Source organism: Dysgonomonas sp. 37-18, from assembly GCF_001899125.1.
In the GTDB taxonomy this organism is placed as follows: domain Bacteria; phylum Bacteroidota; class Bacteroidia; order Bacteroidales; family Dysgonomonadaceae; genus Dysgonomonas.
Map to the genome: position 1 here is coordinate 134521 of NZ_MKVC01000041.1, position 13253 is coordinate 147773.

Below are 13253 nucleotides of genomic sequence, written 5' to 3' on the forward strand. Positions count from 1 at the left end.
AGGAGAGAAGAAGATTATCCTTTATACCGTTTTCCAATTAATCTAATTACCTTATTTATAAATACCAATTCCCAGAATACATATTTTTATATATAAAACTTTATAGAGACCTAGCAAATATGAAGGATGTTTTTTCCTGAATTGTTCTCAAACAGTTTAAAATTTTCATAATCAAATGATACAGAATCGTAAATATTTAAGCCTTTTGGTTTTCAAGGGAAAAGAAGCCGCCCTTTTACTGAAAGAATAAAGAGGTTATGATTCTTATATATTTAACTCATTGTAACTAAACAAAAAACCTTATAGACATGGCTAACGAAAATCTAGTATGAAAAACATTAACCGATTGCATAAGAGTGAGAAAAACAAACAAACTTATTTCATTATATCATAAGATAAATACAATTTACCTCATTTTACTAGAGAACTTATTTACCGATAGCATAAGTCTATATATAAGACTCTAGAAAAATACGAATCATCTCACTTCAGTCAAAGAATTTATAAACAAAACAGAATTTAGTAGCATTAATCAGCAAATTGAATTCAGCAAAATTAATTAAGCATGAGAAAAATTTTGTTATTATTATTAACATTATCCTGTTACATTCAATTGTTTTCACAAGAGATTACAGGAGTAGTTTCTGACAATACAGGAGAACCGATCATCGGAGCCACTGTTGCCCTTAAGGGTAAAGCGGTTGGGTCATTGACCGATATTGACGGAAAATATTCAATCAAAGTTGACAATAGCAACGATGTGCTTGTATTTTCCTATGTAGGGTATATCCGTCAGGAAATAAAAGTCGGAAATCAAAAACAAATAAATGTTGTTCTGATCGAATCAGCAAAAGAACTTGATGAAGTTGTTGTTGTTGGATATGGTGTACAGAAGAAAGCTCTTTTAACGGGAGCAAACTCTAATATAAAAGGGGAAAAAATAACAGAGCTTAAATCGGCATCGGCAATGGAAGCGCTTCAGGGTGTAGCTCCTGGTGTTAGCATTACGCGTAACAATGGAGCTCCTGGATCGGGAACAAAGGTAACGATACGTGGGATGGGTACAATTGGAAATGCTAATCCTCTTTACATTGTTGATGGTGTATCAGTAGGAAGTATCGATTACTTAAGCCCTTCTGATATTGAGTCTATTGACGTACTCAAGGACGGGGCGTCGGCTGCCATTTATGGTTCACGTGCTGCCAATGGTGTGATCATAGTTACCACAAAAAAAGGAGAGAAGGGTGCAGCTCCTACAATTAGTTACGATGGATATTATGGTGTTCAAAATATTTACAAAAAGCTGCCAACTCTTAACGCTCAGGAATATATGTATATTTTTGATGAAGCCCGTTCAAATGAAGGTCTTCCTTTATTCGATTGGCAAAACATGATTGTAAATGGGAACAATTATCTTAATACAACCTTTGGTAATGGTGTTGGACAACAGTATGGTCAATATGTTTGGGATAAACTACAATCTGGATGGAAAGGTACTGACTGGGTTGATGAAATAACACAAAAGGATGCCCCTGTTCAGAGCCACACTATCAGTATTACAGGATCAGGGACAGATGTTCTTTACTCTGCAGGATTCTCATATTTTGATCAACAAAGTATTCTTGGAGGGAATGTTACAGATGCAGGGTACAGACGTTTTACCGGTAGGCTTAATACTGAATTTGTACTTATGAAGAATGGGAATAATCCAATGTTGACTCTTGGAGAAAATCTAACTTATACTAACACTGTAAACAGGGGTATTGGTAATGGGAATATCTATTGGAATGATATGCATGATGCTATGACTGCTACTCCTCTTATGCCGGCGCGTTGGACTGAAAATGAAAACGTACTGTCATCTACATACGGATATGGACCTGCTATGGAAGGTATTTCCAATAATCAGATAAATCCTCTAGCTCGCATGTTTTTCCGTCATAATTATGGTTACGGAAGCGGTAATACAATTGTAGGGAATGTTTATGCTGTTTTTGAACCTATTAGTAAATTGAAAATAAGATCTTCACTTGGAGTTAATTCATGGTTTGGTAAGAGCCGTTCATATACACCTACGTATCATTTAGGAAAACTTCATGAGAGCAATGTTGAAGGTGCAAGACAAGAGATGAATATGGGAGCCGTTTTGACATGGACAAATACAGCTTCATACGAAATTAAAATAGATGAGCATAAGGTTTCGGGATTAGTAGGTACAGAATTAGTGGATAATATGACAAATGAAGTACTTGGAGGTTCCAGAAATGGTTCTAAATATTCAGATCTATCAAAATATCCATATTTGGATAGAACGAAACCTGCAACAAGTATTTCGGACATGAGTTTATGGGGTGCCGATTGGTCTGCCGGAGGCGGAGGATTGATGTCTTATATGGCACGATTGACATACAACTTCAAAGAAAAATACATGGTCGATTTCACATTCCGTGCCGACGGGTCTTCTAACTTTGCAAAAGGTAACCGTTGGGGATATTTTCCATCTATTTCGGCCGGTTGGAACTTTTCAGAAGAAAGCTTCATGCAACCAACATCTACATGGCTTACTTATGGTAAGTTAAGAGCTAGCTGGGGACAAAACGGAAATCAAAGTATACCGAATTTTGTATATACTTCGAATATTGCATATAACAATCAAGGTTACTTCTTTGGACCGAATAAAGAAATACCTGATGTTGCTGCAGTTCCAGCAAATGTTCCAAATCCGGATGTAAAATGGGAGACTTCAGAACAACTGAATATTGGATTGGATGCTAAATTTTTAAATTCCAGACTAGGGTTAACTTTCGACTATTATGTAAAGACTACTAAAGATTGGCTTGTAAGAGCCCCTATTTTAGGTACATATGGTGCCGGAGCTCCTTACATTAATGGTGGTGATGTGGAAAATAAAGGATTTGAGATTGCAGTGACATGGGAAGATTCTTTTAATGACTTCAAGTATGGTGTTACAGCAAGTGGTGCTTATAATAAAAACAAAGTTACCCGTTTGGCTAATGCTGAAGGTGTTATTCTGGGAGCTAGTGATATATTATCTCAAGGAACTTCTTATGTCTCACGTGTGGAAGTTGGACATCCGATAGGATATTTTTACGGATATAAGACCGCCGGAATTTTCCAAAATCAACAAGAAGTAGATGCATACGTAGATAAAGATGGTAAGCCAATAGTGATTGGTAGCGAATCCGGTATAGCTCGTAAGCCTGGAGATGTACGCTTTGTAGACCAAAATGGAGATGGTGTAATTGATGAAAAAGATAAAGTTATGTTGGGTAAGCCTTCTCCGGATTTTGAACTAGGATTACAACTGAATGCAGAGTATAAAGGCTTTTACCTAAATACTACATTGACAGGTAAGTTGGGTTTACAGGTAATGCAATCATATCGTTCGTTTGCCGATATCTTGACTCAAAATTATACTACTCAAATCTTTAATCGTTGGCATGGGGAAGGTACATCTAACAAATTGCCTCGTTTGACTTACACATCAAACGCTAATACCAACTTAATTTCAGATATATATATGCACGATGCAGATTATGTAAGAGTAAGCAATTTAACTTTTGGATATCATTTTGATAAGCTATTGAAAAAATCCAAAATTATAAAAAGAGCTTCTGTTTATGTAGCTGTAAACAATCTATACACATTTACCAAATATGATGGTATGGATCCGGAAAGAGGATGGATGGGTAATGATACACAAGAAAACGGCCAATATGTATATGGATGGGCATCCGGTATAGATTTGGGCTTGTTCCCTCTTCCTCGCACGGTAATGTTTGGTATTAATATAACTTTATAATTATTGAATATGAAAAAAATATTATATCTAATATACGCATTGTTGCCGGCTTTTATAATAAGCTGTGAGAGTCAGTTAGATACAGAAAATCTATATAATAAAGACTTAAATACTTTTTATAAAACTCCTACGGATATACAAGAGGCTATGAATGGTGTTTATAGTTCACTTTTTGTAGATGGGATTTTCAGTGAAGAACATTGTGCTGCAAACCTTCTTGATGACGCCATGTTAGGTGGTGGTGGTCCGGATGATGTGGGCGCGAAGAATGTTGATAAATTTCTTGATCCTACAGAAGATACTTACAAATCTCTTTGGGTAGAGACATATAACGGGGTTTACAGAGCGAATGCTATTATAGAGGCTGTGCAAAAGAATGATTTTTCGGCTTATTTTAAAACAAAAGAAGAAGCCCAAACATTCTTGAATAATACTTTGGGAGAAGCTTATTTTATGAGAGGTTTCTTAATGTTCCGTGCTGCCAGATTTTTTGGAGGTATCCCATTAATTCCGACTACAGAATCTGATCGAAAAGTTCCACGTTCGTCATTCACAGAAACTTTTTCATTTATTACTGGTGACTTTTTGAAAGCCATAGAATATTTACCGAAAGTTAAAGGAACGGATATTTCTTTAGATGATTACGGACACGCTAATATCTGGGTTGCTAAAGCTTATTTAGCCCGTACCTATCTTTTCTATACCGGTTATATGACCAATATAGAGGGCACTGCGACTAATGAAGTTCCTCTAGCCGAAGGAAGTCTTACAAAAGCTCAAGTGATAAAAGAGATTGAGGATGTGAGAGATAATAGTGGTTATGAATTAACGCCTAATTATAGAAACTTGTGGCCGTATGCTTATGTAAATGAAAATGCAAAGAATTTTGATGCAAGTTATGATCCGGCAAAACCCCCATTGCCTTGGGCTGAAAAGCTGGGTTTAAAATGGGTTGGCCAAGATGGTCCAAAATCAACAATAGGTACAGGAAACAAAGAAGTTATGTTTGCTTTACGCTATGGTTTGGGAGATTGGAGCTATGGACAAAAATATAATAACCGAATCCCTCTATTTTTTGGAATTCGCAGCAACTCAATGGTACCATTCGGTGAAGGATGGGGATGGGGAACAGTTCACACTGCATTTTATAATTCATGGTCTGATACTGATATAAGAAAAGAAGCTTCAGTTATCAATCTAAATAAACCAAATGCTGATGAAGGTACTACCGGATGGGCTGCAGGAAAAGGTGATGACGAAACTGGATTGGTAAACAGAAAGTATATAACTCTTCAGCACAATGGACCGGATGGAGTAAAAGGATTATTTTACTACCTATATAATATGAAAAATGGTGATCCAATGCAATTATGGGCTGCTCAAGACTTTTTCTATCTAAGATTTTCAGATATTTATTTGATGCATTCAGAACTAACTGAAACAGCTGATGGAATTAATGCAGTTCGTGCACGTGTTGGTTTACCTGCTGTTGCATACTCTTTGGATGCTCTTAAAAACGAACGTAAATGTGAGTTTGCTTTTGAAGGAATCCGTTGGTTTGACTTAGTTCGCTGGGGTGACGTGGCAAAAACAGATAAAAATTACTTCGGTACTGAAATTGACATAAAGAATTCAGGAGTTCCTGCTAAATATAAAGTTTCATATCGTCCTGAAACTAAAGGTCTGGTTGCTATTCCTGAGTCTGAAATTCGCTTGTCTAATGGGGTTTATACACAAAATCCTGGATGGTGATTTTTAATACAATTTAAAAAGAGATGAATATGAACATGAATATTTTTAAAATGATAAAATCAGCTTCTATAGTTTTTTTGTTGATTTTTATATCTGCTTGTTCTCCAATTGAAGATAGAGACGAATTATCTAATAGTTTTTCTCCTGATAATATAGTTTTGGAGACAACACAAGCTACTCCCGGAAGTAATAAGGTTTCTATAAAAATGAAAACTCCAGGGGTTACCGGATATTGGGACTATATACTCGATCAAAAATTTACAGATGAGATTAAGGATATTATATTTCCTTTCACTGGTGAGCATACATTGACATACAATGTAACTACTCCTTATATATCTTCTGGAATTGATAATCCGGAGTATATTCGAAAAACTATAAAAATAAATATCACACAACTAGATACACCTCTACCTGCTGCTTATTATGCATTGGTTGGAGAAGATTTGGGTGGAAAAACATGGGTTTTTGATGGAAAAGGTGGTGACGAAAGAGTTTGGTGGGCAATGACAGATCCTGCTAATTCTGGTGCAGTTTGGTGGAATGCGGGTGGTACATGTTGTCCTCCATCTGATGCCGGTGGGCATATGACATTCGATGTTACAGGAGGGCTTAACTTTGCTGCTTATGCATCGCCTACTGCAAGTGCTCAAAAAGGATCATATACCTTCAATGCTGATTTTTCGAAGTTATATATCAAAGGTGAAACTAATATCTTAGGTTCTGTTGATAGCGCAGGCAATAATAAAGAATTCCAGATACTTGAACTTACCAGCTCTAAAATGAAACTATGGGTTCCAAATGCATCTGGAGGAACTGGTTGGATATGGGTCTTTAAACCACAAGAGAACAAATAAGTCTCAGACTTTTAAGATAAGAGTGGAATGAGAATAAGTTGATAGAAGCCTGTTTTCGGGTATAGCTTGAAAGCAGGCTTCTTATTCTTTATATATTCTAACTCTGAGATCTTCCTATTTTTTTAGAAAAAGCGAATAATGATGATAAGATATTATATTACACTACTAGCAATAATACCCATATTTCTTTTTGCTTGTGGAGATTCAGAGAAAGATCCCACACCGGTTACTGTGTTTGATATAACATTTGAGCCGGCTCAATTGACTTTTACAAGCGATGTTGGAGAGAAAGAAATAGTAATACAATCAAACAGGTACTATACAATTTCGTCGAACCAATCGTGGTGTACAATCACACCTACGGTAGGCTATGCCGATGAAACTACAACTATAAAAGTAAATGTAACGACCAATAACACAACATCAGAACGTACAGCTACCTTAACCTTTAGTAGAGGTGCTGACAAAAAAGAATACATCATCAAGCAAGAGGCAGGAAAAGAGGTCAACTATGTTCCTTCGGGATACACCCTTGTTTGGCAAGATGAATTTAATGACCCAAGAACAAATGAAGGAAAAGCAGTATTACCCAATTCAACCGAATGGTTTTATGAAACGGCTGCTCCGGGTTGGGTAAACAATGAGTTGCAAACTTATATTGCAGGCCATAGAGGAACAGATACCTGTGCCATGATATACGATGGTTCACTGAAAATAATTGCTAAAAAGATTGGAAAAGAGATATTATCTGCTCGTGTGAATACAAATAAAAGCTGGCAGTATGGCTATTTTGAAGCACGGCTGAAGCTTCCCGGAGGAAAAGGCACTTGGCCTGCTTTCTGGATGATGCCAAAAAATTTCACGGCTTGGCCCGATGATGGCGAAATTGATATTATGGAATATGTAGGTTATCAAAAAGATGTGACACACTCTGCGATTCATACTAAATCTTATAACCATAGTATAAATACCCAAAAAGAGGCAGAAAAAGCGGTTGCGGATCTTGAGACTGAGTTTCACGTATATGCCCTTGAATGGACGGCAGATAAAATAACGACATATATAGATGGTAAAGTTGTTTTTACTTTTGAAAATGATAAAAAAGGAAACAAAGATACCTGGCCGTTTAATGCTCCGTTTTACCTCAAGCTAAACCTTGCATGGGGAGGCAACTGGGGAGGAGCTCAGGGTGTTGACGAATCAGCTTTGCCGGCTACTTATGAGATTGATTATGTAAGAGTATATCAAAAAGAATAAAATATATGATAATTAAAAAATTAGGATTATTAGGTATATCCGTATTGTTTGGTTTGTATTCAACATGTTTGGCTCAAGACGATGTAGAGAAGCGTATTGAAAACCTTATTTCAAAAATGACCCTTGAAGAAAAAATAGGGCAAATGAATCAGGTTAGCTTCTTCGCTGTAGACGATAAGGCTATCGCTCAATATAGCGAAGATGATATGAATACCTTCCTCGAAAGGATGGGCATTGCCGGTGGTCAGGGGCAGAAAAAGCCTTCGCAAATGACCAAGGCTGAAAAGGTTGCTCTCATCCGCCAAGCTGCGGCACAGATGTTAGATAATAGCATCATTCAGCCAGTTAAGGCGGGTGGAATAGGTTCCTTGCTGAATGTTACCGATCCGGAAATGGTTAACAAGCTTCAGAAAGAAGCGATGGAAAACAGCCGATTGGGTATTCCTCTGATTATAGGACGTGATGTAATTCACGGATTTAAAACAATATTTCCAATTCCATTGGGGCAGGCAGCTTCTTTCAGTCCGCAAATAGTGGAAGAGGGGGCACGTGTTGCTGCCGTAGAAGCTCGTTCTACAGGAGTGACATGGACATTTGCTCCGATGCTTGATATATCTCGTGATGCACGTTGGGGACGTATAGCCGAAAGTTTGGGTGAAGACCCATATCTGGCAGGTGTGCTTGGGGCTGCTATGGTAAAGGGATTTCAGGGAAATGGAAATCTCAATGATCCTAATTCTGTGGCTGCATGTGTAAAGCATTTTGTGGGATATGGCGCAGCCGAAGGCGGACGTGACTATAACAGTACAAATATACCTCCGATTTTGTTGCATAATGTATATCTGTCTCCATTCCAACAGGCAATTAAGGCAGGTGCTGCAACACTTATGACTTCATTCAACGATAATGATGGTATTCCTGCTTCGGGGAATAGCTATATACTGAAAAAGATTTTGCGTGACGAATGGAAGTTTGATGGGTTTGTGGTTTCCGATTGGGCCTCCATGACGGAGATGATCGCTCACGGATTTGCTAAGGATGGCAAGCAGGTAGCTGAAATATCAGCCAATGCGGGTTTGGATATGGAAATGGTTAGTGGTTCATATGTTCAGTATCTGCCGCAATTGGTAAAAGAAGGAAAAGTTTCGGTAGAAACGATAGATAATGCGGTGCGTAATATACTCCGTATCAAATTCCGGATGGGGCTGTTCGAAAATCCTTATGTAGATACCAAAAAGGAATCTGTCTTATATGCTGATGCACATCTAAAAGCTGCAAGACAGGCTGCTATAGAGTCTGCTATTTTGTTGAAGAATGATAATAATACATTACCATTGTCACGAGGCAAAAAGGTGGCTATTATAGGGCCGATGGCAGATGCGCCACACGATCAGATGGGAACATGGGTTTTTGATGGTGATAAGAATTACACGGTAACTCCTCTTGCTGCACTGAAAGGCGAATATAAAGATGTTAATTATGTATACGAGCAAGGATTAGCATATTCCCGTGATAAGAGTACTGCTAATTTTGAGAAGGCAAAACAAGCTGCTGCTTCGGCAGATGTGGCTGTAGTTTTCTTGGGAGAAGAAGCCATCCTTTCAGGTGAAGCACACTCTTTGTCCAATATTAATCTGATAGGATTACAATCAGATTTGCTGAAGGCGGTAAAAAGTGCAGGAAAACCTGTAGTATTAATCATTATGGCAGGTCGTCCGCTAACAATAGAGCGGGATCTTCCGTATGCTGATGCGGTATTATTTAGCTTCCATCCCGGAACAATGGGAGGGCCTGCTATTCTCGATCTATTATTCGGGAAAGCCAATCCAAGTGGAAAGCTTCCTGCAACGTTTGTACGTGAGGTGGGACAGATACCGATGTATTACAACCATAATAATACGGGGCGTCCGGCTCCTGAGAAGGTGATGACACTTGATGATATTGCACTCGAAGCAGGGCAGACCTCTCTAGGTAATACATCCTTTTACTTAGATTCGGGTAAAGATCCGCTATTTCCTTTCGGATATGGACTTTCTTATACGACATTCGAATATTCAAATATAACGCTCTCCGCTTCAACTGTTCCTATGAATGGTACACTGACAGTAAAAGCAACTCTTAAAAATACAGGAAGTGTAGATGGAACAGAAGTTGCCCAATTGTATGTACAGGATATTGTAGGCTCGGTTGTACGCCCTGTGAAAGAATTGAAAGGCTTTCAACGAGTAGCACTGAAAGCAGGAGAAGCAAAGACAATTGAATTTAAACTTACAACAGATGATTTAGCATTCTACGGTCGAAATTTAGTAAAGAAGGCTGAAAAAGGTGATTTTAATGTTTGGGTAGGCGGTCATAGCAACGCTACCCTAAAGGGTACTTTCTCTGTGACAGAATAAAGTACAACAAGAGGCTGTCTTATATAAGAATAGTTACTGATTTTTAAGACAGCCTCTTCTTATGTCAAAACGCAATTATAATATAAAAACTATGAGAAAATTATTTTACTTATTGCCCTTGCTTATAATCTTTCTATCCTGTCAATCGAAGATGGAAGAGAAACAATCTTCCGATCGTTTCATCCGTGTAGAGGGACCTAATTTGATAAAGCCCGATGGTAAAAAATTTCTTATTCAAGGGATCAATTTGGGTAACTGGCTCAATCCCGAAGGATATATGTTTTTCTTTCAGGATGCAAGCTCGTATCGCCTGATCACTGAGGCTTTTTGTGAAATGGTAGGGCCTGATTTTACAAATTGGTTTTGGAATGAGTTTAAAAAGAATTATATAACCGAAGAAGATATAAAATATATCAAACAAACCGGTATGAATTCAGTGAGGATACCGTTTCATTATAAACTCTTTACGAATGAGGATTATATGGGACAGGCTTCTGATCATGACGGTTTTGGAATGATAGATCAGGTAGTAGAGTGGTGCCGTCAAGAAGGTTTGTATGTTATACTGGATATGCATGATGCTCCGGGGGGGCAAACAGGTGATAATATTGATGATAGCTACGGGTATCCTTGGCTGATGGAAAGTGAGCCGAGCAAAGAATTGTTTTGTAATATATGGAAAAAAGTAGCAGAGCATTATGCGAATGACACGATTATACAGGGTTATGATCTGCTGAATGAGCCCATAGCACATTATTTTCTAGAAGAATATGCTCATCTGAATGATTCGTTAGAGCCGCTATACAAAAGATGTGTAGATACTATCCGCATGGTAGATAAGAATCATATTGTGTTGCTTGGCGGAGCACAGTGGAATGGAAACTTCAAGGTGTTTAAAGACTCTAAATTTGATGATAAACTGATGTATACCTGCCATCGCTATTGGTGCGACACATTACAGTCTAATATTCAGGATTTTGTACAGTTTAGAGACAGTGTTAATTTACCGATATATATGGGTGAAACGGGCGAAAATACAGATCAATGGATTGCCGGATGGACACGCCTGATGGAGCGTAACAATATAGGATGGCATTACTGGCCATATAAGAAAATGGTTCCTAATAGCTGTATGGTAACGATACCTAAACCCGAAAATTGGGATTTGATAGTTGAGTACACCAAGCAAGACAGAGGAAATTTTGCAAAAATACGAGCAGCAAGACCCAACCAAGAGGTTGTTAAAAAAGCGATGACTGATTTGCTGGAAAATATGAAATTTAAACATTGCACCAAGAACGCAGGATACATTTCCGCATTGGGTATGAAGCCCTGATGTTGAAGCTGAAAATATAATCTCCTCGCTTAGTGATTAAGCATTTATTGTAAATAGAGATTGGGAAAGGGATTACGTTATAGTAGTGTTAGTAATCCCTTTCATTTTTATTTCTCGTCTTTTTGTTCTTTTTTATACTCCATCGACATGGCAATGGTACTATACAAAGTAAGTATAGCGGCAATAAGTATGGTGACTACCCATCCTGTAATATTTACAAACATCAGATAGGCAGATACACACATCAGTAGTGCTGCAAACACCATTATATTGAAGAGTCGCTTTCCGCGAATGCTCTTTCCCGGATAAGGCGTTGTGAAGGTAATAGCTGTATACCCCACAGCTCCGGCTATCAGTATATATTTGGCTATTTCGGGCTGAAAATAATAAATAATTGCAGCTAAGAGAATTAGGATAGCTGATACTTGAAACAGGATGTTTTTAAGCTTAGGATTTTGCTTCATTACAAAGTTAGATATGTTATTCTACCACAAAGACATCTTCATCGTCTTTTTTAAGCAGGTAGTTTTCGCGTGCAAATTTTTCGATCTGGTCTTTATCTGATTCCAGCAACTTCAATTTTTCCTTATCTTGTTCCGTTTTTTCACGGTAATAATCTATCTGGCTATTCAACTCCATTATTTTTGCATCGTATCCAAAGCGAGCAAATATATTACTGTCGCTGATGAAGAATGCAAAAAATATGATTACCAGCATAATAAGTAATTGTACTTTTGTATATCTGGTAATAAGATAGTTGAATATAGATTTGAAAATCTTCATAAAAACTAAAAACAATTAAGATAATCCGGATGTACTATACTCCGTCTACAAAGATATATATTTGTAGTTATAAATAAATGAAATAAGGTTAAAAGATATTCTTTATGGATATCGGCTTATCAATATAGCAGGATGGCAAAAGAAGATAATATAGTCAGAAAATACAAGAATTATCTATTGTTGGAGAAATCATTATCGCCCAACTCCATTGATGCATATATGACTGATTTGGCTAAACTATCGGGGTTTTTGCAAAATGAGAATCTGAAAGTAGAAGATGTTACGCTCGATAATCTGCAACAGTTTGTAGCCCAATTGTATGATATCGGTATAAATGCACGTTCTGTAGCAAGGATAATCTCAGGAATAAAGTCTTTTTATGATTTCTTAGTGTTGGATGGCTATATGCAAAACGATCCGACCGAATTACTCGATAGTCCGAAGATCGGATTGAAGTTGCCAACCGTACTTGCTCTCGACGAAATAGAAAAATTAATGTCGGTAATCGATCTGTCAACAAAAGAAGGACAACGCAATCGTGCAATCTTAGAAACCCTTTATAGTTGTGGTTTGCGTATATCAGAACTTACTACACTCAAATTCTCCGATCTGTTTTTTGATGAAGGTTTTATCAAAGTGCAAGGTAAGGGGAGTAAGCAGCGTCTTGTCCCTATATCGCATACGGCAATCAACGAAATAGAAAAATATTTGATATACCGCAAGGAAATAAATGTAAAGAAAGGTTCGGAGGATGCCCTCTTTCTGAGCAACAGAGGTACTGCGATATCCCGTATTATGGTCTTTCATTTTATTAAAGAATACGCTATACAGGCCGGTATAAAGAAAACGATCAGTCCGCATACATTCCGCCATTCGTTTGCGACACACTTGCTTGAAGGTGGTGCAAATATCAGAGCCATTCAATTGATGCTCGGACACGAAAAGATCACCACTACTGAGATTTACACGCATATGGACAGAGAGTATCTGCGTCAGGAGATCATAGAACATCACCCACGTAATAGGCGATAGTGACTTATATAAAATAG

General features: G+C 37.7%; 9 protein-coding genes. 7 read left to right on the forward strand and 2 right to left on the reverse strand.

From position 1 onward, the window contains the following. The first annotated feature begins 565 nt into the window (after window positions 1–565). The 6 genes from BGO84_RS16010 to BGO84_RS16035 all read left to right on the forward strand — a co-directional run bounded on the left by BGO84_RS16010 (window position 566) and on the right by BGO84_RS16035 (window position 11421). Complete coding sequence (locus tag BGO84_RS16010) at window positions 566–3823, forward strand: TonB-dependent receptor (RefSeq protein WP_291030717.1); 3258 nt, start codon at window positions 566–568, stop codon at window positions 3821–3823. A 9-nt stretch (window positions 3824–3832) separates the two neighbouring features. Further along, window positions 3833–5575, forward strand: coding sequence for a RagB/SusD family nutrient uptake outer membrane protein (locus BGO84_RS16015; RefSeq protein WP_135106658.1), 1743 nt, complete (start codon window positions 3833–3835; stop codon window positions 5573–5575). Between the two features lie 29 nt (window positions 5576–5604). Beyond that, the gene (locus BGO84_RS16020; protein ID WP_291030719.1) at window positions 5605–6432 is read left to right on the forward strand and encodes a hypothetical protein; all 828 of its coding nucleotides are present in this window, start codon (window positions 5605–5607) and stop codon (window positions 6430–6432) included. A gap of 138 nt (window positions 6433–6570) precedes the next feature. After that, a complete protein-coding gene (locus tag BGO84_RS16025) occupies window positions 6571–7689 on the forward strand; it encodes a family 16 glycosylhydrolase (protein ID WP_291030721.1) in 1119 nt (372 codons plus the stop codon). Between the two features lie 5 nt (window positions 7690–7694). Beyond that, window positions 7695–10085, forward strand: a complete 2391-nt coding sequence (gene bglX / locus BGO84_RS16030; protein WP_291030723.1) for a beta-glucosidase BglX — start codon at window positions 7695–7697, stop codon at window positions 10083–10085. 91 nt (window positions 10086–10176) lie between these two features. Then, the gene (locus BGO84_RS16035; RefSeq protein ID WP_291030725.1) at window positions 10177–11421 is read left to right on the forward strand and encodes a glycoside hydrolase family 5 protein; all 1245 of its coding nucleotides are present in this window, start codon (window positions 10177–10179) and stop codon (window positions 11419–11421) included. 107 nt (window positions 11422–11528) lie between these two features. Here BGO84_RS16035 and BGO84_RS16040 read toward each other — a convergent pair whose 3' ends face one another. Continuing rightward, window positions 11529–11885: a hypothetical protein gene (locus tag BGO84_RS16040; RefSeq protein ID WP_291030727.1), complete on the reverse strand. Its 357-nt coding sequence runs from the start codon at window positions 11883–11885 to the stop codon at window positions 11529–11531. 16 nt (window positions 11886–11901) lie between these two features. Then, on the reverse strand, window positions 11902–12204 hold the full coding sequence (locus BGO84_RS16045; protein WP_135106667.1) for a septum formation initiator family protein: 303 nt from the start codon (window positions 12202–12204) through the stop codon (window positions 11902–11904). A 132-nt stretch (window positions 12205–12336) separates the two neighbouring features. On the opposite strand from BGO84_RS16045, the gene xerD reads away from it, so the two are divergent. Continuing rightward, complete coding sequence (xerD, locus tag BGO84_RS16050) at window positions 12337–13236, forward strand: site-specific tyrosine recombinase XerD (RefSeq protein ID WP_291030729.1); 900 nt, start codon at window positions 12337–12339, stop codon at window positions 13234–13236. Window positions 13237–13253: the final 17 nt, after the last annotated feature.